General features: G+C 38.1%; 24 protein-coding genes, 1 tRNA gene, 1 rRNA gene, 2 pseudogenes and 2 riboswitches. Of the genes and pseudogenes, 4 read left to right on the plus strand and 24 right to left on the minus strand.

Going from position 1 to position 25,675, the window contains the following annotated elements:
• Positions 1–196: 196 nt before the first annotated feature.
• From LDX58_RS26200 to LDX58_RS23455, 5 genes and pseudogenes are all read right to left on the minus strand, one after another.
• Positions 197–325: a hypothetical protein gene (locus LDX58_RS26200; protein WP_265416818.1), complete on the minus strand. Its 129-nt coding sequence runs from the start codon at positions 323–325 to the stop codon at positions 197–199.
• A 20-nt stretch (positions 326–345) separates the two neighbouring features.
• The gene (locus LDX58_RS23440; RefSeq protein ID WP_227939888.1) at positions 346–528 is read right to left on the minus strand and encodes a Spo0E family sporulation regulatory protein-aspartic acid phosphatase; all 183 of its coding nucleotides are present in this window, start codon (positions 526–528) and stop codon (positions 346–348) included.
• A 37-nt stretch (positions 529–565) separates the two neighbouring features.
• Positions 566–653: riboswitch (cyclic di-GMP riboswitch) on the minus strand.
• 892 nt (positions 654–1,545) lie between these two features.
• On the minus strand, positions 1,546–2,820 hold the full coding sequence (locus LDX58_RS23445) for an IS110 family RNA-guided transposase (RefSeq protein ID WP_227939889.1): 1,275 nt from the start codon (positions 2,818–2,820) through the stop codon (positions 1,546–1,548).
• Between the two features lie 206 nt (positions 2,821–3,026).
• Positions 3,027–3,866 (minus strand): carbonic anhydrase, encoded by an 840-nt coding sequence (locus LDX58_RS23450; RefSeq protein WP_227939891.1) that lies wholly within the window; start codon positions 3,864–3,866, stop codon positions 3,027–3,029.
• Between the two features lie 799 nt (positions 3,867–4,665).
• A pseudogene (locus tag LDX58_RS23455) lies at positions 4,666–5,361 on the minus strand (cadmium resistance transporter).
• Between the two features lie 359 nt (positions 5,362–5,720).
• Here LDX58_RS23455 and LDX58_RS23460 point away from each other — a divergent pair.
• Positions 5,721–6,914 (plus strand): annotated as a pseudogene (locus LDX58_RS23460) (site-specific integrase).
• An 82-nt stretch (positions 6,915–6,996) separates the two neighbouring features.
• Here LDX58_RS23460 and groL read toward each other — a convergent pair.
• A complete protein-coding gene (gene groL, locus LDX58_RS23465; RefSeq protein WP_227939893.1) occupies positions 6,997–8,637 on the minus strand; it encodes a chaperonin GroEL in 1,641 nt (546 codons plus the stop codon).
• Between the two features lie 54 nt (positions 8,638–8,691).
• Entirely contained in the window at positions 8,692–8,976 is a 285-nt protein-coding gene (groES, locus tag LDX58_RS23470; protein WP_227939895.1) for a co-chaperone GroES, read from the minus strand.
• A 399-nt stretch (positions 8,977–9,375) separates the two neighbouring features.
• On the opposite strand from groES, the gene LDX58_RS23475 reads away from it, so the two are divergent.
• Together LDX58_RS23475 and LDX58_RS23480 are read left to right on the plus strand one after the other, a co-directional pair.
• A complete protein-coding gene (locus LDX58_RS23475) occupies positions 9,376–10,098 on the plus strand; it encodes a CPBP family intramembrane glutamic endopeptidase (protein WP_227939897.1) in 723 nt (240 codons plus the stop codon).
• Entirely contained in the window at positions 10,095–10,313 is a 219-nt protein-coding gene (locus LDX58_RS23480) for a YdiK family protein (RefSeq protein WP_227939899.1), read from the plus strand. Before LDX58_RS23475 ends, LDX58_RS23480 begins: the two co-directional genes overlap by 4 nt.
• A 503-nt stretch (positions 10,314–10,816) precedes the next feature.
• On the opposite strand, the gene LDX58_RS26870 is transcribed toward LDX58_RS23480, so the two are convergent.
• The 5 genes from LDX58_RS26870 to LDX58_RS23500 all read right to left on the minus strand — a co-directional run bounded on the left by LDX58_RS26870 (position 10,817) and on the right by LDX58_RS23500 (position 12,884).
• Positions 10,817–10,960 carry a transposase gene (locus LDX58_RS26870; protein ID WP_372459283.1) on the minus strand — a complete coding sequence of 48 codons (144 nt, stop codon included), beginning with the start codon at positions 10,958–10,960 and terminating at the stop codon, positions 10,817–10,819.
• Positions 10,905–11,099 (minus strand): transposase, encoded by a 195-nt coding sequence (locus tag LDX58_RS26875; protein WP_372459285.1) that lies wholly within the window; start codon positions 11,097–11,099, stop codon positions 10,905–10,907. Before LDX58_RS26875 ends, LDX58_RS26870 begins: the two co-directional genes overlap by 56 nt.
• A 69-nt stretch (positions 11,100–11,168) precedes the next feature.
• Positions 11,169–11,921 (minus strand): twin-arginine translocase subunit TatC, encoded by a 753-nt coding sequence (gene tatC / locus LDX58_RS23490; RefSeq protein WP_227939901.1) that lies wholly within the window; start codon positions 11,919–11,921, stop codon positions 11,169–11,171.
• Positions 11,922–11,938: 17 nt separating this feature from the next.
• Positions 11,939–12,118 carry a sec-independent protein translocase protein TatAY gene (gene tatAY, locus LDX58_RS23495; protein WP_227939903.1) on the minus strand — a complete coding sequence of 60 codons (180 nt, stop codon included), beginning with the start codon at positions 12,116–12,118 and terminating at the stop codon, positions 11,939–11,941.
• 130 nt (positions 12,119–12,248) lie between these two features.
• Positions 12,249–12,884 (minus strand): redox-sensing transcriptional repressor Rex, encoded by a 636-nt coding sequence (locus LDX58_RS23500; RefSeq protein ID WP_227939905.1) that lies wholly within the window; start codon positions 12,882–12,884, stop codon positions 12,249–12,251.
• 176 nt (positions 12,885–13,060) lie between these two features.
• On the opposite strand from LDX58_RS23500, the gene LDX58_RS23505 reads away from it, so the two are divergent.
• The gene (locus LDX58_RS23505) at positions 13,061–14,986 is read left to right on the plus strand and encodes an ABC-F family ATP-binding cassette domain-containing protein (RefSeq protein ID WP_227939906.1); all 1,926 of its coding nucleotides are present in this window, start codon (positions 13,061–13,063) and stop codon (positions 14,984–14,986) included.
• 45 nt (positions 14,987–15,031) lie between these two features.
• Here the strand turns inward: LDX58_RS23505 and LDX58_RS23510 are convergent, their stop codons facing one another.
• The 12 genes from LDX58_RS23510 to LDX58_RS23565 form a co-directional block, all read right to left on the minus strand.
• Positions 15,032–15,988 (minus strand): ComEC/Rec2 family competence protein, encoded by a 957-nt coding sequence (locus LDX58_RS23510; protein WP_227939907.1) that lies wholly within the window; start codon positions 15,986–15,988, stop codon positions 15,032–15,034.
• Positions 15,989–16,480: 492 nt separating this feature from the next.
• Positions 16,481–18,664: a hypothetical protein gene (locus LDX58_RS23515; protein ID WP_227939909.1), complete on the minus strand. Its 2,184-nt coding sequence runs from the start codon at positions 18,662–18,664 to the stop codon at positions 16,481–16,483.
• A 272-nt stretch (positions 18,665–18,936) separates the two neighbouring features.
• Positions 18,937–19,953, minus strand: coding sequence for a tRNA (adenosine(37)-N6)-threonylcarbamoyltransferase complex transferase subunit TsaD (gene tsaD / locus LDX58_RS23520; RefSeq protein WP_227939911.1), 1,017 nt, complete (start codon positions 19,951–19,953; stop codon positions 18,937–18,939).
• Entirely contained in the window at positions 19,950–20,408 is a 459-nt protein-coding gene (gene rimI / locus LDX58_RS23525) for a ribosomal protein S18-alanine N-acetyltransferase (protein ID WP_227939913.1), read from the minus strand. Before rimI ends, tsaD begins: the two co-directional genes overlap by 4 nt.
• Entirely contained in the window at positions 20,401–21,123 is a 723-nt protein-coding gene (tsaB, locus tag LDX58_RS23530) for a tRNA (adenosine(37)-N6)-threonylcarbamoyltransferase complex dimerization subunit type 1 TsaB (protein ID WP_227939915.1), read from the minus strand. The genes rimI and tsaB overlap by 8 nt, the downstream gene beginning before the upstream one ends.
• On the minus strand, positions 21,120–21,575 hold the full coding sequence (gene tsaE, locus LDX58_RS23535) for a tRNA (adenosine(37)-N6)-threonylcarbamoyltransferase complex ATPase subunit type 1 TsaE (protein WP_227939917.1): 456 nt from the start codon (positions 21,573–21,575) through the stop codon (positions 21,120–21,122). The genes tsaB and tsaE overlap by 4 nt, the downstream gene beginning before the upstream one ends.
• Positions 21,576–21,580: 5 nt before the next feature.
• Positions 21,581–22,573, minus strand: a complete 993-nt coding sequence (gene thiL / locus LDX58_RS23540; protein WP_227939919.1) for a thiamine-phosphate kinase — start codon at positions 22,571–22,573, stop codon at positions 21,581–21,583.
• Between the two features lie 241 nt (positions 22,574–22,814).
• Positions 22,815–22,888 (minus strand) — tRNA-Met (locus tag LDX58_RS23545).
• 193 nt (positions 22,889–23,081) lie between these two features.
• Positions 23,082–23,197, minus strand: a 5S ribosomal RNA gene (rrf, locus tag LDX58_RS23550).
• A 133-nt stretch (positions 23,198–23,330) separates the two neighbouring features.
• Positions 23,331–24,470 (minus strand): trans-sulfuration enzyme family protein, encoded by a 1,140-nt coding sequence (locus tag LDX58_RS23555; RefSeq protein WP_227939921.1) that lies wholly within the window; start codon positions 24,468–24,470, stop codon positions 23,331–23,333.
• Positions 24,471–24,493: 23 nt separating this feature from the next.
• Positions 24,494–24,871, minus strand: coding sequence for a fluoride efflux transporter CrcB (crcB, locus tag LDX58_RS23560; RefSeq protein WP_227939922.1), 378 nt, complete (start codon positions 24,869–24,871; stop codon positions 24,494–24,496).
• Positions 24,868–25,281, minus strand: coding sequence for a fluoride efflux transporter FluC (locus LDX58_RS23565; protein WP_227939923.1), 414 nt, complete (start codon positions 25,279–25,281; stop codon positions 24,868–24,870). The genes crcB and LDX58_RS23565 overlap by 4 nt, the downstream gene beginning before the upstream one ends.
• A 145-nt stretch (positions 25,282–25,426) precedes the next feature.
• Positions 25,427–25,593, plus strand: a riboswitch (M-box (ykoK) riboswitch).
• Positions 25,594–25,675 lie beyond the last annotated feature (82 nt).

The following is a 25,675-nucleotide window of genomic DNA, read 5'->3' on the forward strand; positions in this document are numbered from 1 at the left end:
AGATTTTGCGTCCGGCTTCCTTCAGATTCTAGGTCACCCTAGACACCCTTGCCATTCGCTAACAGTTCCCACTGCCAAGCCTGTAGTGGACTTTCACCACCTAGCTGTTAGACATGCCGGGCACACCCTAAAAAAGCAGTCCACTCTTGAGTGAACTGCTTTAACCTTCTTCAACATATTACACTAAATAAGCCATCTAATCTTTCCCTGTATATTCTTCTTTAATAACTGATTTTTGCCATTTCAATTGTTCGTTATCTTCCTTTTCCATATGTGATTTTATTATATTTAAAACTCTCTTATTTAACTTTTTTTTCTTTGTCATTTCGATTTACCTCCATTCTATCATCTGCCGTAATTCATTAGTTCTTCTCTTCGATTCAACTTTAAATCTAAGAATTGACTAATTTCAATAACGAGTGGGTCATCAAAACTACCTAGACGTTCCTTGACATTGTACATTAAACCTCTAATAACATAGATATCTCTATTGATACTTCTTAAAGAATCTTGTGTACAAAAAAACAAACTACATCTCTCCTTCCATTATTCTTAAGGAGTAATATTCGAAAACTGGCTGACATATTCACAAAATGAACTTAGTCCCTATAGCTTTGCGTCACCAACTTTCGATGGCTTTGCCTTTTCGTACATAAGTGTAATTTGATGTTAACCCATTGATGATATATGAAGAAGGTATATACAGAGCATACCAAATATTCTGACATTATTATACAAAATTATATCATTTTTGATAAATTTACTAATATTTCACTATAAGATTGGGTTATTCACCATTAAAATAATCATATTATAGGAAATACGGACTATATTCAATTATTTTTCTATTGGCATTTACTGAACTATAAAAAGAATAAATTCACTAATTATATAAAACAAAGATAAACGATGCCCATCATCAACAAATCCACTTATTGAATAGTTTTACAAACACTTTACCATAATCCTTCTTCAACAATTCTGCACCATTTAAGTGCATACCTTCACAAAGCACTCTAAAAATGAAGATCTTTGCTGCACAGTATGGGTCAAATACGAAAAGACGATCACTTTAGAATGCAATCGTCTCTTAAAAGGATATTGTTTGACCAGTATCGTTGTACTCCCTCAGTTAGATTCTATTTACTCACAAATGCTCGCTTATTCGCAGGATTTCAGACCACTTCTAAGAACAATGCCGGATGAATGGAATGAGTTTTGATAATAAAGGCTACATGAAGGCATGCGGGAATAGAGGAGTCAATAGTAGCTCCATTTATTTCCATAATATACTGCACGCATTCTCCACGCCGCCCCTGGAGGCTATCCCTCCCATGTCTCAACGGGTCATTTGCCCTTTCATTCCTTCGTCATGCCTATCCAAGGGGTGGAGGCCGGTTTTGCTGCGCAAACGGGTCAGTGCCCTTAGGTACAACGGTATCCAGTACTCCGCGCTTTCTCTGTAATCCTACGAATAAGCCAACATTCAAGAATTATTAAACTACTTTTAATTACTTTAAAGCCATACTTAGTTTACGATTAGAATTAAGCTGCTATAGATGCTAATGGTTGTACTTTCTGAGAACAATATGATTCATGATTTTTAGATATTGCCACCAATATTCTTGCTAATTTCCCCACGAGTTTCATGATAGATTTCATTTTTTTCATCTTTTTGACTTTAACATTATTAAAATGAATCTGCTTGAAATCAGAGTTATTGCTCACAAGGCTTAATGTCGTTAAAAATAAAAATCGCCTTAGTCGAGATCTCCCACGTTTTGAAACGACAATTTGTCCTTTCCATTTACCCGAGCTTGCTTCTGCCAGATGTAGTCCCACATGTTGTAATAGAGAATTACCATGCGCGAAGCCACTTAAATCACCAGCTTCTCCTAAAATACCCGCCAATGAAATTTCACTAATTCCTTCAATGGCAATTATTTTTTTAGCGAAAGTAATTTGATCAAGTACGGAAGTGACTTCTTTTTCTACTCTTTCGAGTTGGACTTTTGCTAAATCGAATTCTTCAAGTAAATGTTCTAAATGAAGCTTATAGGCTTCGTGTGCTTGTTTACTGCCAACAGAATTTTTTGCTAAGTCAATTAGCGATTGTGCTTTTTTAAGTCCTGCGTGACGTTTCATCACTGTTTTCCAACCTTTCACTATATCCTGTGCTTTCATGGAACATAGTTCTGAAGGTGTAGGAAATAACCGAAGTGTTGCGATTGCCCCTTTTCCTTTTACATCTTTAAATACTTCTCGAAGTTCAGGGAAGACAATATCTACCCAACGATTTATTTGGTTAATAGAACTGGTGAGGCGTTTAACGATTACATCTCGGTTAGCCATTAGCACTCGAAGCTTTTCAAAAGCTTCAGAAGTGGGCCGGATAAAGGAGTAATACCCATTCTTGATCATATCTGCAATCACAAGGGCATCTTTTTTATCGCTTTTAGATTGGGTATTATCACGATTTTCTTTATTTCTTTTCACATGGTGAGGATTAACGGTTACTACATCAATATCTTGATCATATAACCATTTAGATAGGTTCAACCAGTAATGTCCGGTAGGTTCCATCCCAACTATTTCAGTATTTAATCCTTTTGAAAGTTTTAAATGACAAATCCATTCCATTAATCTAGCGAAACCTTTCTCGTTATTTTCAAAAGTGAGAGGATCACCGACGACAATACCACGGAAATTTACAACTCGTGCAACATGAACATGCTGTGCTATATCCACACCAACAACAAGATGTTTATCAGAAATTCTTTCAATTAGTTGATTTTGTTTGTCTTGCATTTTAAACTTCATAGTAGAGCTCCTCCTTAGATTTTGAGTTTTAGATTGGTGTCTATACTCTTATCTTACTGAGGGGCTCTATTTTTTTCAAAGTCGAAATTAACGCACTACAGGAATGCTGCGCAGTAAAAATGAATTCTTTCATTGCATCTTATTTATATAACAAAAGCACTGTCAGTTTAATATTTTACGTCTGACAGTGCTTTGTTATTTATTGCTTAATCATGTGTGTGAATTTCTCTTTCATGCAACGGCTGTGTTTCACGGCTGTTGTGAGGCGGGAAGATTTCTGCAAATGCATCAATTTGTTCTTGCGAATATTGAATTGGATTTTCTAGTACAATCCAGCTCACTCCTTCAGAACAAGGAGGTGTCGTTAACGAACCGCTAAATCTAAATGACTTCATATTTGCAGGTAATAGATTCTGTAAATCTATTGGATTTGTAAGCTCTACATCTTCTGGTGTCTTTTCAGTAGGCATATTAGCCCATGCTTCTTTTAAGATCTCATTTTCTACTCCTGCTTCAATCATAAAACCAACAACAGCAAGGCTTCCAGCTTCATTGATATGAACAAGATGTCCTTCCATTGCAAAATGCTCTCCATTTATTGTGTTTTCACTCGGAATGTGGAAATGCATTTGTAATAGCTTGTATTCTTCCCCTTCTACGACAATTGTATTGCTTCCTGTTGGGTCATTTAACTGAAATGTATGCCCATTGTTTTGCAGTGTAAACTGTGTCGGGCTATAGTTGATTTGAAGTTCTTCTAACGTCTGATCCAGCTTAACTTTAGCAAGGTCGATATCAACTGGAGATTGCTCTTTTCCATCTGCACATGGTGCAAATTCCGGATGAAGCGTATGCCAGTTTTCCGTACCTGTTTCCCCTTCGTATGTCCACTTTACATCTTTTGCGGATACCTCTTCTGTTTCTAGAGATTCCTCTGTTGCTGCAGATTCGGCAGGCTGTGCCTCTTTTGTTGTATCTGTAGAACATGCTGCAAGTACCGCAACAGACAACAAACCAACCATACCAAGTCTCTTAAATTTCTTCAATTTTCTCTCCCCCATTATTCTCTATGTATTTATAAATAGTTCCATAAAGCTTTTTAAGTTTACCAAAGGCCTCCTATAAAAAGTTAACTTTATAAAATTTTTTACAAATTTACAACATTTTTGTTACTGATATTCCCTTCAAGAACGAGTTGATTTTTTTGCATCCTTACTATTTTCATCAGGTGAATTTAGGATATCTCACCTTTTGCAGTATCCTTACTAATAATTGTGAATTAATACTCAATAAAAAATGGATATATGCTAATATTTATACAATTTTGTGAGGTTATGCTTGCTACACTAACGAGAGCAGTGATTATTTGCTTCGTAAGTAGACGATACTGGTAATAGCATCAAAGAGAGAATTACATTTAAAGTAATCGTTTTCTTATTTGCGTTAAATGCTCAGTAAATAACTTTAGGAACTTGAACCTGCACTTCGTCCACTAAGTTGATAATGTTAATTCAGGACATATAGGTGCTCATCCAAAGGCAATTATCTTCCAAGCATCTTAAAAGATAACACTAAACAAAATTTAAAATTCGTTGCTGCGCAGTAAGAGTCAAATACGAAAAGACGATCATTTTAAATGCAATCGTCCTTTAGATGCTTATCTGTTAACAGTATCGTTGTACTACATGAAAATAACGATTTTCATTCTATGTGGTGTATAGCTGTTTTGCGGTACATGGATGACTGTCCAGCAAATTACTCCGTTTTGTTAGCTATTCTTCTACAACGTAAGGGTTACTTTTGTTCAACAAGAATTACAGTGTAACTTATTCAATATGCTTTTGTTTAAAGGAATAAATTTTTAATGAAATAACTTAATGTATCACTAGAATAAATAATGTGTAGTCCTAAACCAATAAATACAAATGGAATAACAATATGACCGTATCTTTCGAGTACACTACTGACCAAAGAATTTTCAGCTAATTTGTATCCAGCAAAACACCAAACTCCGATGAGAACAACAAATACAATGATAATAATTAATATTTGAGTTAAACTGCTCGTTGCAAAGAAAGGAACATAAATTCCAATGTTATCTCCCCCATTTGCAACTGTAATACTTGCTACTTTCACTGTATATGGACTAATAAAACCATAAAGAAATGAAAACCTCTTGGTTTTGTTATTATCATGTTCATTAAATTGTATATCCTGTCCCTCAGATTACCCTGAAGTAGAATTTGTATTCCTCCATTGTTCAACAAGCATCTTAATTCCGAAATACATAGGTATTAGACCAAGTAACCCAATCCATACCTTTGGAAGAAGTAAAATACCGTAAGCAGCTATGATACTAAACATAGTAAGAATACCTATGCCCAAATACTGACCAGCAACAATATGATGATTTTTAAATTTAGAATTACGTTGAGAAAATAGTGTAATTAAAACAAAAATGTCATCCAAGTTGGTTGACGCAAATGCTATCGTTCCAGAAACAACAGCCCCCAAAACACTCATCATACCACCAGCCCTCATAATTATTTAACATAATTTAATATGATGAAGTGGTGGAGGGTGTGAAGGATTCTTATTAATTAACCTCGTTACTTTAAATACATTCTTTCTAAGTCATTTGAAATAGAAGTTATCTATTGCGCAGTATCAGTCTACTACGTAATATAAGTTGCTTCACAATCTGGCCCGTTTGTTGAAACTAATCACCTATATTTCTTTACTTTTAAGTAGATTCTTTCACAAAAGAAATAATTTGTTGCGCAGTAAAGTTCATTAACCATATGCTCTGATCATCTTGATTAATAAAATGAATTTTTATTCTAATTTTGGCAATAATGTACTTTCAGCAACAAAATAATTTTATGAAAGAGAGGATACAAATGAAAGGACATTTTTACAGAAGAGGATGTAAGTGCAAAAGGAAAAAATGCACTTATGGTTCAAAGTGGACTTTCACAGTCGATATTGGATAGATCCAATCACCGGAAAAAGGAAGCAAAAGGTAAAAAGCGGCTTTACTACTAAGCAAGAAGCTGCTGCCACTCTAATTCATGAAGTAAACCAAGGAACATATTTAGAGGAGACAGATAAAACCTTCAGTGAATTTGCCATTGAGTGGCTTCCCATCTACAGTGAATCAAAAGATGTAAAACCCGGAACAATTCGAGTTCGCCTCCATGAAATCGGAAAATTGTTACCCTACTTTGCTCAATTAAAATTAAAAGACATCACAAGAAAAATGTATCAAGATGCTCTAAACGATTTAAAAGAGCAGGGGTATTCTAATAGCACTAGAGAGGGAATCCATAGAACAGGGAGGATGATTTTTCGAAAGGCACTAGAACTGGAGTTAATTAAAAAGGACCCTACTGAGTTTGCTTATGTGAAAAAAGATAAGAAAACAGTTGAACAGTTGGAAGAAGAGGAAGTTCCAAAGTATCTTGAAAAAGAAGAACTCGTTAGAAACAGCAAAAAATAATGGACTTGAACATGATTACTTGGTGTTTTTGATACTTGCCTATACTGGAATCAGGGTTGGAGAGTTAGTCGCTCTCAAGTGGAAGGATGTAGACTTCAAAAACAACACGATTAGTATTACCAAAACGTATTACAATTCCAATAATAATACCGTCGAGTATCAATTAGTCCCACCGAAAACCAGAAAGTCTAGGCGGAAAATTGTTGTGGATGAAGATGTCATCAACGCTTTGAAAGAACACAAAAAGGTTCAAAATAAAGTCATCGAGCAATTAGGTGACAATTACTATAACAAGGACTTTATCTTTGCCAAAATGGAACGACAGCATGGTTATCCTATTGTCGTCAAGACCGTTCAAAACCGAATGGCTAGGTTACTTGCCATTGCTAATTTAAACCGAGAATTAACACCTCATAGTTTAAGGCATACACACACATCGCTTCTTGCAGAAGCCGGTGTAAGGCTTGAACAAATTATGGACCGACTTGGCCATTCCGATGATCAAATAACAAAAGATGTATATCTACACGTAACCCAAGAAATGAAAAAAGAAGCCTCTCAAAAGTTCAGTGAACTCATGAGAAGCCTCCGTTAATATCCTCAATGTTAGCAAAATGTTAGCAAACCACTCTCACCTTACTAACAAATCCTTATATATCAAGGGTTTGAGGGGCAGATTACATCATGCCGCCCATTCCACCCATTCCGCCCATGCCGCCCATGTCAGGCATGCCGCCGCCAGCGTTTTCTTCTGGCTTGTCAGCGATAACAGCTTCAGTAGTTAGGAACATAGCCGATACACTTGCTGCGTGTTGAAGTGCAGAACGTGTAACTTTAGTTGGGTCAACGATACCCGCTTCAACCATATTTACCCACTCGCCAGTTGCAGCGTTGAAACCAATGCCAATCGCTTCGCCTTTAAGACGCTCAACGATAACAGAACCTTCAAGACCAGCGTTGTGTGCAATTTGACGAACTGGCTCTTCAAGAGCACGCAAGACAATGTTCACACCTGTTGCTTCGTCGCCGTCGGCTTGAACTGCTTGAACCGCTTTGAGTACGTTTACAAGTGCCGTACCACCACCAGCTACGATACCTTCTTCAACTGCAGCACGAGTAGAGTTTAGGGCATCTTCAATGCGAAGTTTACGCTCTTTTAATTCTGTTTCAGTAGCCGCACCAACTTTAAGAACCGCAACACCACCAGCTAGTTTAGCAAGGCGCTCTTGAAGCTTTTCCTTGTCAAACTCAGAAGTTGTATCTTCAAGTTGAGCTTTAATTTGGTTAACACGAGCTGAAATTTGAGCCGTGTCACCAGAACCTTCAACAATTGTTGTGTTTTCTTTTGTCACAACGACTTTACTAGCACGACCAAGTTGAGAGATATTAGCAGACTTAAGGTCAAGACCTAAATCTTCTGTAATTACTTCTCCACCTGTAAGTGTAGCAATATCTTCAAGCATTGCTTTACGACGGTCACCAAATCCTGGAGCTTTAACAGCTACAGCATTGAATGTACCACGTAACTTGTTTACAACAAGTGTTGCAAGAGCTTCACCTTCAACATCTTCAGCGATGATTAGGATTGGACGACCTTGTTGAACCACTTGCTCAAGAACAGGAAGAACTTCTTGGATGTTAGAAATCTTCTTGTCTGTGATAAGAATATAAGGGTTTTCAAGAACTGCTTCCATCTTATCTGAGTCAGTTACCATATAAGGAGATGAATACCCACGGTCGAATTGCATACCTTCTACAACTTCAAGCTCTGTTGAGAAACCTTTAGATTCTTCAATTGTGATAACACCGTCATTACCAACACGATCCATTGCCTCAGCAATGATTTCCCCAACTTCATTGTCAGAAGCAGAAATAGCCGCCACTTGTGCAATTGAAGCTTTTCCTTCAATTGGCTTCGAGATGTTTCTTAATTCTGCAACAGCAGCAGCTGTTGCTTTTTCGATCCCTTTACGGATAACCATTGGGTTAGCACCAGAAGTAACGTTCTTAAGACCTTCACGAATCATTGCTTGAGCAAGAACCGTTGCAGTAGTAGTACCGTCACCTGCGATGTCATTTGTTTTACTAGCTACTTCAGCAACAAGCTTTGCACCCATGTTTTCAAATGCATCTTCAAGTTCAATTTCTTTTGCAATCGTTACACCGTCATTTGTAATTAATGGTGAACCGAATTTCTTTTCAAGAACCACGTTACGTCCTTTTGGTCCAAGCGTAACTTTCACAGCGTTCGCAAGTGCATCTACACCACGAAGCATAGAACGACGAGCGTCTTCACTAAACTTAATATCTTTAGCCATGGTATTACCTCCTAGTATTTTTTTAATATATGTAGAGTCTAAAACTCAGATTGGTTAAGCAATAACAGCAAGAATATCGCTTTCGCGTAAGATTAAATATTCTTTTCCTTCAAACTTCACTTCAGTACCTGCATACTTTGAGAAGATAATTGTATTTCCTTCACTAACTTCAGGGGCAATGCGCTCGCCATTTTCTGTCACACGACCAGAACCAACAGCAACCACTTTACCTTCTTGAGGCTTTTCCTTTGCAGAATCTGGTAATACAATCCCGCTTGCAGTTTTTTCCTCTGATTCAACTAATTCAATAACAACACGATCACCTAACGGCTTTAACAAAGAAAACACCCTCCTTCAAGTTTTACACATTTTATTATTAGCACTCGACTCTAACGAGTGCTAATACATTTCTTATAATAATAATAACTGGATAGATTTGCAAGTGTTTTGTAAAAAAAAAATTTATATCTGAAAAACGTTTACATTTTACAGGTACTTGAAATTAAATTGTTACGCCAATATATGAAGCTTAACTCCGCCTTAACTATTTCATAAAGTCTGTATTTGTTACATAACGTAGTAAGACAAGTTCAAACCTTCTTTATCATACCCAAAAAGATTAACTCTATTCATTATTTCGAGACCGATTCAAGGCTTTCCTTCAGCTTTTCTAGAATACTTATGTTAAAATATGTTGATGAAAATTTTACATTACCTTTAATAAAGGAGCTTTGTACATTGAATAAACATTATTGGTGGATTCTAATTACATATGCACTTATGCAACTGTCTGCTATTGCCGGAATGCCTCTTCTAGTATCACTTGGTGTAGAATTGGAACGAATCCCTGGAATTTGGAGCATGTTCAGTTTTACGATTGCATTAATCATCATTGTTTTTCTCCTGAGACCAGATATAAGAAACAGACATGCTCGTGCAGGGCGTTCAACAAGAGGTGAAGCGGTTCGCTGGGCAATTATAGGGGTGTTTCTTGTATTTGCTGCTCAATATGTAGCTGCATTGATCGAAATGTTTGTACTTGGTATCGAACCAGGTTCTGAAAACACAGAAACGATTGTAGAATTCGCTAAAGCTTTTCCGGCCTTTATCCTTGTTATTTCCGTTATAGGCCCGATCCTTGAAGAAATTGTGTTTCGCTTAGTCATTTTCGGAGCACTCTATAAAAGATTCGGTTTCTGGATTGCAGGATTCGCTAGTTCCTTAGTATTCGCTGCGGTTCATATGGACTTTACACACTTACTTGTTTATACAGCAATGGGATTCGTCTTTGCATTCTTATACGTGAAAACAGGAAGGATTCTTGTACCAATTATAGCCCATGTTGCATTAAATCTTTTTGTCGCAATTGTAAATGTTCTACTTGCTGATAAACTCGAGGATTTATTGGAGCAACTTGAGCAGATACAACAATCAATCATCATATTTGGAGGATTATTATGAGAGCATCTCCCATTACAATGGCTCTCCTTTATTTTTCCATAGGGGTGTTACTCATCTTTTTTGCGATTCAAAACGTGAGCACCTCCGGATGGAATTTTTGGAGCTATTTAATTATCTCTTTTGCAGCCATCGACTTTATGATTGCTTATCGCTTTTATCGATTACGTCGTGTCATTAAGCAATTACAAAATCAAAAGAAAAAGAAAAAGGACTAATAGAGCTGTTCAAAAAGGGCGATCTTCCCTTTTTGAACAAGCTCGAATAATAAAAGTCTGTCGCTAAGCTTATAACGTTGAGCTTTTGCGAAAGCCTTTTGACTATGCTGAAGGTAAAAAAATTTTAGCCGTAAATAGTTCAATACTTTCCATCTCGGCGTTTACTTTAAGCCCTTTGTGGTGGAGCACTAAGCTTAACTTTCCTCCACCTTAGCTCATCGGAAATAAAAAAATTGCTGATTTCTTTTTTAATCAAAGTAAAGCTAATTAAAGGTAAACTATTCAAAGTCTCTTTTGCCAATTTTGAAACGTCTTTTTTGATTGGAGACACTCTGTTATTTCTTCTTCTTCAACTCGTTGATAGAATCGGCAAAGTTCCTCTTTTACACATTCCATTGCGTTTTCCCTTGTTCTTTAGCGAGTGAAAATCATTTATTGTAGTCGTCTTTTAGTTCATATGCTCTCTTCAATTCCCCTGACATAGCCAAGTATCGTTCTAAGTACTAACGACCCTCTTCGGTCAATTTCTTACTATTTTTGTGAAAGACACATCTCATCCGTTTACATTTCTTTCGTTCAAACATAGATTGTTCAAATACGCGATCTAACACCCAGTAAATGTACCGACAAAAGTGAAAGCGAATCAGCTACAACCACTGGGCTCCCTAAGGCTTTTTGTACAGCTGATTTAAAAACTGGACTCATATCCATAATGACCACTTCTACCTTCGCCCCTCGTTGACGCGAGTATTCCTTAATTGTCTTTAAAGAGCCGATAACAATCATTTCAAGGATAGAAGAAACCAAAAAAAGAGATACAAACCGTTTAAAGTTTGTATCTCTACCTGTTAATTCTTACTTATCAACGCCTGCCTCACGTTCTTTTTCTGCTTTTTGTACTTTACGATAAGTGAGATACGATACCCAAATACTAAATTCGTACAAGAGTAACATAGGCACTGTCACCATCAAATGAGAGATGACTTCTGGTGGTGTGATGAAACCCGCTAGAACTAATAACACAAAGTAAGCAATTTTTCGAATCTGAGATAAGAAGCTTGGTGTGATAATCCCTAATCGTGTTAGAAACATCACGACAACTGGCAACTGAAAAAGGATGCCAAATGGGAGTGTAATCTGAAATAAAAAAGAGAAGTATTCATTTACCCCATATTGTTCGGTAATTCCTAAGCTACCTGCTAAATTTCCCATAAATTGAATAATGTAAGGAAATAGTATGAAATAGGAAAAGGCAAGACCTGTTATAAATAAAATAAAGGCAAACGGAATATAAGCGAGTGTTGCTTTCTGCTCTTTCTCATGCAAACCCGGTCTAATAAAAGCCCATAATTGATACATGATAACTGGAAACGTAAAAATAAGTCCGATCGAAACGGCAAATGTCATAAAAATTCGGATTGGATCCGTCATTTTAAACGCATTCATTGGTAAGTCCTGTGCCGTTGGCGTGCTTTGTAAATACATAATAAGTGGTTTCGCTAAAAAAAAGCCGGCGATTAGTGCCACCGTGAAAAAGATGAGCGATATGACTATTCTTCGTCTCAATTCCACTATATGCTCCATCACCGACATGTCTCTTTGTTCCATTTATAGACCCTTCCTACTTAGGCTTTGTCATTTTCTTTTTTTTTGTCTTCATCATCATCTGCTAAGCCCTTTGTTGCATGCTTGAATTCACGCAATGTGTTTCCAGCTGCTTTTCCTAGCTCTGGAAGTTTCTTTGGTCCAAATATTAATAATGCAACTAGTGCGATAATGGCAATACTACCTGCTCCTAAACCCATAGGAAGCACCTCCTTGTCCAACTATCTGTTATTATAGAGTGTATTTAAAAAGATGGCAATGACTCTACATATTAACTTATTGATCCAATTCTGTTCACAAGGTAAAAACCAACTTTTCAAACAATTTCTCTTATACTGGATAATGCTTCAGAAAATAAACCAATGATTGTAACTCAACTGACAAATCAATATGGTGAACACGAACTGTATCCGGCACATCAAGTCTGGCTGGTGTAAAGTTTAATATCGCTTTTATTCCAGCATCTACCAATTGGTCAGCAATCTTTTGTGCCTGAGCTGAAGGTACAGTCAAAATTGCTACTGTTACCTCTTGATTAATGGTTTCTTTTAGATCCTTCCAGTGATAAATCTGTACTCCGCCGACTTCACTCCCTATTTTACTTTCATCTACGTCAAAAGCCATGACGATTTGTGTATTATTGTTTTTCGAGAAGTTATAGTGTAAAAATGCTGTGCCTAAATTTCCGACACCTACAAGAATGACTTTGGTTAATTCATCCTGATCAAGCGTTTTACGAAAAAAAGAAAGTAAGTAATTCACATTATATCCATACCCTTTTTTTCCAAGTGCTCCAAAATAAGAAAAATCTCTTCGAATCGTAGCAGAATCGACTTTCACAGCCTCACTTAATTCTGTTGACGACACTCGTTGCTTTCCTGAGGCAGAGAGATTTTCCAGAAATCTATAGTAAAGTGGTAAACGCTTTGCTGTTGCTTGCGGAATCTTAGTTGGTTCACTTTTCATCCGATTGCCTCCCTTAACCGCCTGTCCTAGTTGGAACTCTAACGTACTTATATTCTACACTATTTCACAAAGATTGTAATCGTTTTACCTGAGTGTTCATTAAGTTGTTGAAAGCTTCAAACTGCGATACACTTAACCTACATGAAAACTGATTCTAGCAGATAGGAAGGAAACCTATGATTGTCTTACAATGTATTAATATATCAAAGTCATTCGGTGTTGATCCCATTCTAACAAATATCAAACTCGATATCCAAACGGGTGAACGTATTGCACTAGTAGGAAGAAATGGTGCTGGCAAATCGACGCTTCTTAAAATAATTGCCGGTCAACTTTCTTTCGATAGTGGACAGCTGATGATTCCAAAGGGGATTGAGCTTGGTTATTTAGCTCAAAATACGGGGCTCGAATCAAATTTATCGATTTGGGAAGAAATGCTAACCGTGTTCAAGCCTCTTCAAAAAATGGAACAAAAAATTCATGAAATGGAACATCAAATGTCTAATCGAGATTTACTAGCCAATCAAACAAAATATGAGAAATTACTGAAAGAATATGATCAACTTCAACTGACTTTTAAAGATCAGGGTGGCTACCAATATGAAGCCGACATTCGTGGCGTATTATCAGGAATGAACTTTGCGGACTTTGATTATCACACGAAGATATCAACTTTAAGTGGCGGACAGAAAACGAGACTAGCACTTGCCAAACTCCTGCTGACAAAGCCTGACATTCTTGTGTTAGATGAGCCGACCAACCACCTAGACATCGCTACATTAACTTGGCTTGAGCAATATTTAGTTTCTTATAAAGGCGCGATCTTGATTGTCTCTCATGATCGCTATTTTCTAGATAAAATTGTGACAGAGGTCGTTGAGATTTCCAGAACGAAATCAACGAAGTATCCTGGTAACTATAGCTCTTACCTTGATGAAAAAGCTAAACGATATGATCAAGAATTAAAGCAATTTGAGAGACAGCAGGATGAAGTCGCTAAACTTGAGGATTTCATTCAACGAAATCTAGCAAGAGCATCAACCACAAAACGTGCTCAAAGCAGACGAAAGCAGCTCGAACGAATGACTTTACTTGATCGGCCTGCCGGCTCAGAAAAGTCTGCCTCCTTTTCATTTGACATTAAACGTCAAAGCGGTAATGAGGTCCTCCGTGTTCAAGATCTTCATGTCGCGTACGGAGAGGATACGATTTTCAAGAAACTTACGCTTGCAATTGACAAGGGTGAAAGCATTGCTTTAATCGGCCCAAACGGAGCTGGGAAAACCACTCTTTTAAAGGCGCTTATGAATATGATTCCCGTAAAAAGCGGTACCGTTAAATTAGGTAGCAATGTGACGGTTGGTTATTACGATCAAGAGCAAGCGAACTTAAAGTCTAATAAGCTCGTTCTTAATGAGCTATGGGATGATTATTCTCTTGTGCCTGAAAAAGAAATCCGAACCGTTCTCGGCAATTTTCTATTTAGTGGCGATGATGTCTTAAAACCAGTATCTACCTTAAGTGGTGGAGAAAAGGCACGACTGGCCTTAGCGAAACTCATGATGCAAAAAGCAAACCTACTCATTCTTGATGAACCGACCAATCACTTGGATCTTGACGCTAAAGAAATCCTGGAAAATGCCTTAATTGATTATCCTGGAACACTATTATTTGTTTCTCATGATCGTTATTTTCTAAACCGGATTGCAACAAGAATGGCCGAGCTTGAAAATGGAGAGATCACTAACTACCTTGGTGATTATGATTATTACATTGAAAAGAAAGATGAAATATTTCAAAGAGAACAGCTTACCCCTGACGAAAAGGGATCTGGTGAGGCTGAGGGAGACCAGTCCGATAAACGTACCTATGAACTAAATAAAGAAGCAAAAAAAGTAGAACGGCAACGTACTCGACGGATTGAAGAAATTGAAACACAAATCGAATCATTAGAAATCACATTAGCTGGAAAAGAAGAAGAACTTTGTGATCCAGCTGTTTATTCTGATCATGAAAAGGCCCAATTGTTGCAAGCAGAAATCGATGAAGTGAAAAAAACAATCGATACGCTTATGGAAGAATGGGAACAACTTCAAGAATAGTAGCTAGCCTCTTTACCTTTGTCCAAGAGTAGAGAGGCTTCATTACTATCGCTTAATTTTTTCAGGTATGATCTTCAAATGCTCTCCATCAGAAACGATAAGTATGTTCCCATACATGCTTGTCGCATAAACTTCACTCCCACTTTTTAAATAACGTTCATACACCTTTTTACTTTGAAAAATATTAGCGCTCATCATTGTATAGCTTGGTTTGACAGTGTTAATAAATGCTTGCAAAGAGGACGTGCTATCGCCGTGATGAGGAGCATCTAAAACATCGACATCTAACAGGTCTTCCTTTAAGTGAACTAGTTTTCTTTCTTGTTTCTTATAGATGTCACTTGTAAAAAGAAAGCTATGATTGTTATACGTTAGTTTTATAACTAGGGAAAGGTTATTAATATCCTTAGTCGAGAGTTTCTTTTCCTTTTTTGCTTTTTCTAATGCCCCATTGCTTGGACTTATGATTTCAACTTCCACGTTTTTCCCAAGCCTAAATCGATCCCCATCCTTTACATAGGTTGGCTGGATATTTCGCTCGGTCATTCTGTTCAATAGTGTGGAGTATACTTCGGTTGTATGCGGGAGGTCAGGCATGAGCAACAAGCCAATTTGTCTTGATTGCAAGATCGTATGGTATCCGCCAATATGATCATGGTGTGGATGCGTCGCAACAGCATAATCAATCTTATTAATAGATAACTGATCTAAATACCTGTCCAACTGATCTCCAGTGTCGACCATCCCGGCATCAATTAACATTGTCTGTCCATCTGGACTTTTAATTAAAATCGAATCACCTGATTTTTCATTAGCCTCTAAATGAAAATACCTAATTTGCAATTTCCCTTGGTGCTGTTCCTTGTTAAATAGTTCATTTCTTCCTATAGACACCTCTTTTTTTCCTGATGTCGTTATCGCTTTTAAATTTGGACTTATTAAAACCGTTAAACTAATTATTATTAATAACATGAGTGAGACACATAACAACCGTTGAATCATAGTCTGATCCCTCTTTCAAACAGGTCTTTTAACTGTTAGTATGTTATTTAAAGTTTCTCCTTTATGGTCCTAATTATTAGTTTTTTTCAGTACCTTTTCCCTTCTAAAAAAAATCTAACCTACTTGCAGTATGCAAATAGGCCATATCGGAAAAAGAAATCCTAGTCAGTTTCTATCTTTTTTTGCTTTCTTTCAACATTCCACTTGATAAACGTATAAACAATGGAAATCGACAGGACCGGATGTGCAATCGTTAACCCTATCTGCGAATGCCCTCCTTAGAAGGTGTAAACCGCAATCAATGCAATTACATACATAACAGAATAGTGGAATACTTTTCTATTCCGCTTTCTTGGTATAAGAATTTCTGCAACTATAGCTCCGACGAAAAAGAGAAGAATCAAAACCAATATATTATTCCCTCCAACGACTCCGCTAGTCATCTAAGAAAAGTAATCCATTGCGAGTCCAATGGCTATGATAACAAAAACACTAATCCTCAACCGTCTGGCCAGGATTAATCGTTTTTCCAATGACAAACTCATTCTCCTCCTTGCTTACTGACAACCAATAATAGTGGGCCGATACGACACAGAACATCGACGTTGCAGCTGCAACGACTCCAGAATCATTTAATAACAGTAAGGCAAATGACGATATGACACCCGTTTGTAAAAAAAGCTGTTTTCCTTGCTCCCCAAGCTGTAACCTTTTTCGCCAGAGAATAACCGCTCCAAGTAGATAACTTGTTACAAACAATTGAGTCCAATTCGAATGCTTAAAGATCTTCCAATTCATCGCTAGTTTACGTTCAATCGTGTCTTTTATATAAAGAAAGTCCCCGCTTAATAGTCGTTCAAATGCCAAACCTATATGTGTTTGGTCTCCCGTTAATTGTAGTACATATAGAAGTAAGAATAACGCGCTGAGCACTCCTCCAAACAAAAGCAAAAGCAAACGCCAGGACCATGTTTGAAAGACAGATCGATAACATAAAAAGGCAAAGGCCAAACCAGCTGATAAGGTGGCTCCAGCATTTGTGCCAAGTGTGTTTTTTCCAAGAACAATTGTTAGTAAAAAAAGCATGGTAACGATACAAGTAATCCTCAAGCCTCGATGTAGATGGGTTAATATTGGATGCAACAGCATCATTGCTGAAATTAAATAAACACCTGCAAATTCATTCCCAATTCCGTAATACCTTGCTCCTATAATTGGATCGTATCCTAAATAAGATCGCTGCATAAGTGGTGATCCTATCATGACATCGATCGTAATCAATAAAAAGGTAAGAGTTCCTACCCAGAAAATTGGATAACGGGCTGTTCTCTCCACAATATATCCACATATAAAGGAACCAACTATTAATGTTAAAACAAAGCCTGTTACCCCCAATTTATTAACAACTCCAGCCAAAGCCAGAAACCAAAAAGGCGACCACAAAGCAGAAAGCAAAATTAATCTTGTTACATAACGCCATGTTTGTCTTTTTTTACTACCAAAAAAACCATATATCGCTGCTCCAATTAACGCGATGACTAGACAAGAAATATAAATCGACAACACACTAGCACGACTTTTATAAATTAACACGATTTCATTCACTCTTTTTACAACCGGTGCCTTATCCACAATTCCATTATTTGAATGCTTGATCACGTTTCCAGAAAACTCCGTTTCCTGAATATTAAAAGATGCAAGAAATGTAGGAATAAGATCAAGACTACTAACTAAATAGTCTTGCTTTGTCGTAGTAGACGTTAGAAAGCCACCCATTTCCTCTCCCCAGTGAAATACAGGGGCAAGCTGCTTTCTCTCATCATAAGCTTGTTTGTTCATCATCGGTGCAATTAACCAAATGTCGTCTACTTCCTTTCTTGCTCTAGTTAAAAATGCACTCATTCGCTTTAATTGTCTTTTCTGTTCCGCTTCAAAGTGGAGATTCTCCATATAGGTATGTTGGTCATATAAACGATATATATCTCCCCATTCAATCACAATAAACTGATCACGTGTTTCCACATTTGTTGACAACTTGTTGATAAGAAAGTCAGCATTCATTTCGATCCCGTAAGGAGCACCTGTTTTTTCTTGAACAGCGTCTTGTAACTGCCCATTAACAAATCCCTTTTGATCAATCGCTAATAATGAGCCATAGCGAACCTTTTCTTCTAAAGTATCACTATGTCCGTACACCACTCTAGCAATATCATGTTCCTGTAAGGTCTCGCCAAAAAAACCCACTTCTCCCTTATGCGTCGTTTCCCTGTTTTTTACTTCCAAGCGATGAAAGTCAGGATGGATCAATCCTTCCTCCGGTCTTGATCCAGTAAGCTGATACATCCATTCCCTTGCTTCAAAACCGTTAATTTCTTCACTCAATTCGAAACTATTCCACCCTTGTACGCCCACCGCTTTTGCTCCTGCGCCAATGGTGACCATGTTATTCAAGTACGAATAAGGTCCATCAGCACGAACATTCATCGCTCCAAAAGAGGCTTCCTTCCAAATGGATGAATCATCATTATGTATGAGCCATTCCACCTCGTTAAACGACAAGCCTGGCACGACTAGAGCAAGTATTTTTTTAGTTTGATCTATTTGTTCTGTACGGCTTTCAACGCTTGGTACAACTAAAAAACAAATAAATAAAATCAACAAGATTTTTCTCCACATTATACTCAACCTTTTTGGGCTAATATTCTGACATATCCACACTATCCACAAAGTTATACACAGACCAAACACCTATTCAATAAGTATTTTCTCATTTATTCACATTATCCACCGACTTATCCACATTAAAAGTTAACCACAATAAGAACGGCATAAAATCTAGTCTTTTTAAACTTACCCACAGTGTTAACATTCCTGTGGATAATAGTTGTGCACAACTCAAAAAAAACCACTTAATGGTAGCATTTGCTCCAACAAGTGGTTTTAAACATTTAACTTTCTTCTAGATCAAGACCTGGATTTCCATTTAAGTCATAAGAGGAGAATTGATCTTTCCTCCACTTTATACTAGCGGCGGCCCCAATCATTGCAGCATTATCTGTACAAAGAGAAAGAGGGGGAATAACCAATTCTACATCACTGGTAGCAAACTCGTCTTCTAATGCTTGTCTTAACCCTTTATTCGCAGCAACTCCACCAGCTAACAGCAGTTGTTTTACCCGATATTGTTCGGTGGCACGTTTTGTCTTTTTTACTAAAACTTCAATGACACTAGCTTGGAAACTTGCAGCAATATCTTCAATCACAAGTTCCTCGCCACGTTGCTTAATATTATGCAATGTATTAATAACAGATGACTTTAATCCACTAAAACTAAAGTCATACGAGTCAGGCTCTAGCCATGCACGTGGGAAGGAAATCGTTGCACTTCCTTCTGCAGCAAGACGATCAATATGAGGGCCTCCTGGATATGGCAGGCCCAGTGTTCGAGCCACTTTGTCATAGGCTTCTCCGACTGCATCATCTCTTGTTTCACCTATAATCTCAAACAAACCATCTTCACTCATATACACGAGTTCTGTATGTCCACCTGAAACAACAAGAGCTAACAACGGAAACGATAGTGGCTGAACTAGTTGGTTGGCATAGATATGACCGGCAATGTGATGGACACCAATAAGCGGAATATCATGAGCAAAAGCAATTGCTTTCGCTGCGCTAACACCGATAAGAAGAGCTCCTACCAAACCTGGTCCTTCTGTCACAGCAATGGCACTTATGTCATTAAACTCTACATTCGCTTGTTGCATCGCTTCCTCAATAATTAAGGTAATTTGCTCGACATGATGCCTTGATGCTATTTCTGGTACTACGCCACCAAATCGTTTGTGGCTTTCAATTTGAGAGGAAACAATATTACTAAGAATAATAGTCCCATTCTTTATAATCGCTGCTGAAGTTTCATCACAGCTTGTTTCAATAGCTAATATTAACTCATCTGTTTTCATTCTACATTCACCCACATTACTAAAGCATCTTCTAAATTATCTGCGTAATATTTTTTTCTTAATCCGCCTTCTTGAAACCCCACTTTCCGGTAAAGGTTTTGTGCCACACTGTTTGAAACACGTACTTCTAAAGAAAGCTTCGTAACCCCCATTTGTTTCACAAACGCCATAACATAGCGCAATAGTTGCTCGCCATGTTTTTGACCTCGATAGTTTGAGTGTATCGCAATGTTCGTAATTTGTGCTTCATCCATCACTACCCAAAGACCACAATATCCAATAATGACCTCATCCATTTCATACACAAGGTAATGAGCAAATTGGTTCGAGGTTATCTCACTTTTAAAAATAGCCGAGTCCCATGGTGTTGAAAATGCGTCTTTTTCCACATCCATGACGGCAGTTAAATCATCTACTGTCATGAAACGAATAATCCCCTTTTCTTGTTCAATCATGAGCCTCGTCCTTTTTACTTTGTGCCGCGCGCCACTTCGCTTCCGCTTCTGCCAACTGTAAATAGTTAGGGACAAACGTATGCGTTGCCTCAGCCTCAGTCGTCATTCGATCGTTTCCTAGCTTAGCTAATTCCACTGCACGCGGTAATGCCATTGAACCGAATGCGAAATGAGCTTGTTCTCCTAATTTTTCCTCGATTAATGCGCGATGCAATTCCACGTCTTGCCCAATAAAGAGAACCGATTCGCTAAGGTTCTCTAAATAGCTTAACCAATCATCAAGCATCATTAGCCGATCTTCTTTAATCATTTCAACAGACATTCCTGCTTTTGCGTAATGCCCTGTGTAGACTTGTCCACGTCTTGCATCGATAATAGGCGAGACAACCCCATCAAAAAATCGTCCTGTTTGCGCCATCACAGCTAAACTTGACACTCCTATTACAGGAATCTTCAAGGACCATGCAAGTGCTTTAGCGGTTGTGACACCAATGCGTACACCCGTATATGAGCCTGGGCCATTTGCTACTACAATCCTGTTTAATTCCTTCGCCTTCATTCCCACTTCATTCATAAGTGCGTCTATCGCCGGCATAAGGCGAAGCGAATGGTTCTTTTTTATATTTGTTGTCACTTCTCCAAGTGTTAGATCTCCATCTGTAACTGCTAATCCCATTACAAACGAAGAAGTATCAATTGCTAATGTATTACTCATAATGATAACTCCTTTGTTAACTCAGAAGACCGTGTACCCGTTGATTGAATCGTGATCTTCCGACTAGTCTCACCAATATGTAAAAGGGTGATGACCATACGATCCTCAGGTAATTGTGAGAGAATCATGCATGGCCATTCAATAACAGAGACACCTTCTCCGTAAAAATATTCTTCAAGTCCTAAGTCCTCCGTGTCATCTTCCATCCGGTACACATCCATATGATAAAGAGGAATCCTTCCCTTATATTCTTTGATAATAGTAAAGGTTGGACTTTTCACGACTCGCTTCACACCCAAACCTTTAGCAAGTCCCTTTGTAAAACTCGTCTTACCAGCACCTAAGTCACCTTCTAGTGTAATCACGTCACCAGGTTGAACGATTTCCCCTAGTTTTTCAGCGAGTTCCATCGTCGCGTTAGGTGATTCCGTTATTAAGCTCCATTCTTCCATTTCAATCACCCACGCTTTTGAAAATGATTATATCCATGTTTCTCTAACCTTTTAAACTGATCTGATTCCTTTAAATAGACACTCGCCGGTCCTTCTTCAACAAAACCAATCACCTTAAACAGGAGATCTTTTTTTTGGAATTCATCAGCGATCTCATTAACATGTTCTTTAGGTACTGTGCCAATTAAAACAAAATCCTCTCCTCCAAAAAGAGCCCACTTAAGCTGCTTATCTCGTGAATACGACCGCATTGACTCGTGGATGGGAAGCTCGACTGCTTCAATAACAAATTTAGCATCACTCGCTTTGGCAAGCTCATTCGCTTCACTAGCTACACCATCACTTACATCATTTAAGGAAATCCGTTTATTTGAATCAGCTAAGATTCGCCCTTCAGCAATATGAGGAATCGGTACTTGATGAGCATTTACTAGAAATTGTTCTTTCTCATTAAATTCTCCGTTTAAACCTTTCTCAAACAAGAGATCTAATCCCGCTGCTGATTTCCCAACATAACCCGTAACAAATACCTGATCTCCTGCTTTTGCCACACTCCGGTAAAGTGCTTTCCCTTGTTCCACTCTTCCAATTACTGTCACCGTCAAAACAAGAGACTCGTCAATAGATACGGTATCTCCACCAATTAAATCCATGTTGTATTGCTTCGCAAGCTCATCCATCCCTTTATAGATCTCAGTAAGTTCTTCTTCGGTCCAGGATGGTGGAACAGCAACGGAAACCAGATAATAAAAAGGGATCGCTCCCATAGCCGCTAAATCACTTACATTTATCGTAAGACCCTTTTTTCCAATTTGAAAAGGCGTTAACGTATCACGGCGAAAGTGAATTCCTTCGACCATCGTATCCACACAAACAACCTCATCCATGTTAGAAGAGCCACGATAAACAGCAGCATCATCCCCAATTCCATAAACAAGAGATGATTGATGAGTTTGATCAGGAGTAATTTTAGAGATAAACGCAAATTCATCTTCCATTTTATCGTCCCTCTCCGATAAACAAATTCTTGAATCCCCTTAGGATGCTTCTACCCTAAGGAATGTCCCTTCTAGTTTATCCGATTTCAAGTAAAAAGCCTAATAGAAATGGTTAATATCGGAATAAATCACTCATAATTTCAGTGGTATATATGTACCGATCAAGCTGTTATTAACAATTAAGCATTTATTACACTAACAACAAAAAACCAAAGCACAATCGCTTTGGTTTTTCCTGGTATTGCGGGGGGTGGATTTGAACCACCGACCTTCGGGTTATGAGCCCGACGAGCTACCAGACTGCTCCACCCCGCGTCGTTATAAAGTTTCAGATGATGCTATTTAAATGAAGAAGGCATTTTCCTCTTCTAGCAAATCCAAGATGCTTATGTGTCAATGTTACTCGTAGTGATTCAACAATGTACCGCTCGTTGCTCCACCCCGTGTGTTGTACTTGGCTACCTTAATAGTATAACCAATCCAACTTATTTTATACAAATAAATTTCAGCCCGGCAACGTCCTACTCTCACAGGGGGAAGCCCCCAACTACCATCGGCGCTGAAGAGCTTAACGACCGTGTTCGGCATGGGAACGGGTGTGGCCTCTTCGCTATCGCCACCAGACTATTTTCTCTCTCTGACACAAGATTAATAATACCATGTTGGTTTTAAGAATGCAAGCATATTGTGAAATTTTATTTCAAACGAAAAAAAGAAGCACCTAGTTTGGAACTACTAAGCACTTCTTTATCGTTTCCTATGCTTTATCAATCGCTTCCGTGAAAGCCGTAATAATGTCTGTTTCATCTTCAATCCCAACGGATATGCGAACCAACTGCTTTCCTATTCCTAGTTCATTTCTAAGTGTTTCAGGAATGGTTCGATGAGACGTGCGTAACGGATAGGATACCGTTGTTTCGACACCTGCCAATGTTGGAGCAATCTTCACCCAGCCAAGTGACCTGAAAAACGTTTCAACATTTACATGCGGGGCAAGGTCAATACTCACCATCGCACCATTTCCTTTTTCCGAAACAAATTTCGGATAATAGACACGTGCTACGCCTTCATGTGTTTGAAGAGCATCTGCTAACGCTTGTGCGTTGCGGCTTTGTCTTTCCATTCTCACACTTAACGTTTTTAAGCCTCTGCATGCTAACCACGCTTCAAATGGGCTTAAGTTACAACCGAGGGTAGCGACCTTCGATTTAGCCTCACTCATTAGCTCCTGTGCACCGACAAGGACTCCAGCTGTTACGTCACTATGTCCACCAATGTACTTCGTTGCACTATGTACGACTAAATCTGCCCCTAACTTAGTTGGTTGTAATAAGTAAGGTGTTGCAAATGTATTATCAATCATCGTTTTGATACCATGCTCTTTTGCAAGTGTCATAATATCTTCTAGTTTTTCAACACGAAGAAGTGGATTTGTTACTGACTCCGTATAGATGAGCTTTGTTTGCTCAGTAATTGTATTCTTTACTTGTTCAAGATTTTCAAAGGAAACAAAACTCACTTCAATTCCAAAATTGATTAGCTCCTGTGCAAATAATTGATATGTTCCACCGTATAGATCATCCGAAGCGATTACATGATCACCTTGTTTAGCAACGGCTAGTACACCGGCTAAAATCGCAGACATCCCAGAAGAAGTGGCAACCCCATCATCCGCTTCTTCAAGCAAAGCAATTCCTTTACCTAGATCATCTGTATTTGGATTGCTATATCTTGAGTATAAATACTCCTTTTCTCCTTCATAAAAACTCTCCATATCATCTAAATCAGTAAAAACAAAAGCCGATGTTTGATAAATCGGTTTCGCCTTACTCGCATTCCGAGCCGGCTCCTTTGTTTGGAAATGGACTGTTTTTGTATTGAAATTCGTTTCACTCATTTCTTCATCCCCTAATTAATCGTTTATTTAAAAATGAAAAACCCAAACATAAATAAAAAGATAGATCCAAAAATAGATAACCCAACATAAGAAATTAATGCTTTCCACTTTTTATTGTGAAGCAACAGAATAGTCTCTGTACTAAAAGTTGAGAAAGTCGTAAAGGCTCCAAAAAAACCAATGGCTATTAGCAAAAAGGCAGGCTCTTCATAAACGCCTAATGGAATGGTTTCATAATAAGCACCATAAAATACCCCTAACCCTAATGATCCTAGAATATTGACCATAAGCATCGCTACTGGAAATGGAGGAGAAGAAAATTGTTTCATAAAAGCAAGGCCGAGTAAATACCTTGAAATCGCCCCAATTGTTCCACCTAAGCTGACTAACAAAATACTCAAACTTTACTCCCCTCCCTCTCTGTTTGCTTATAACCTAATTTCTGCCCAAGCATATAACCGAGAAAGGCTAGGATGATTCCACCAAATATAGATACAACTAAGTAAAGCGAGCTCATCCACAAAGTTCGTTCCAATAACAAAAATACACTATCACTAGCCATTGTTGACATCGTGGTAAATCCTCCACATAGGCCAACCCCAAGACCAACTTTTATCCATTCACGAGGATGTCTATAGACAAACCACCCCGTAAGAAAACCGAGCAAACCACTTCCGATTAGATTCTCTAGAACTGTACCAATAGGATAACCGATTGCTAAGGTATATAAATTAAGATAATACCTAAGACTCGTTCCAACTGTAGCACCCAGCGCAATCGCAATTATATTTTTAACTATTTGTCTTTTCACAGGATGACGCTCCCTAATTCGTACGAATAGTATGATTTTATCGCAAAGAAGCCCCATGTAGCAAGACCAAGCTCTCATTCACCCATTCTACTAACCTATTGACAGATAAACGCATATGATTTAGGGTGGGGATTGTGTAAAATAAAATATACCTCGTTAGGTGAGGCTCCTGTACTGGAGATACGCTGCTGCCCAAAAATGTCCAAAGACGCCAATGGGTCAACAGGAACTATCGACATAAGGTGGTTCTTAATGTAGCTGGTCTTATGACCTATGCCGTACAGTGCTAAAGCTCTACGAATGGAGGATAACTTCTTAAATAGAAGGATTTATTTGGCTTTTTAAGGCACCTCGCACTCGTTGAGGTGTCTTTTTATATTTACTATTATTAAGG

Source organism: Alkalihalobacillus deserti, assembly GCF_020734105.1.
GTDB lineage: Bacteria > Bacillota > Bacilli > Bacillales > Bacillaceae_D > Halalkalibacter > Halalkalibacter deserti.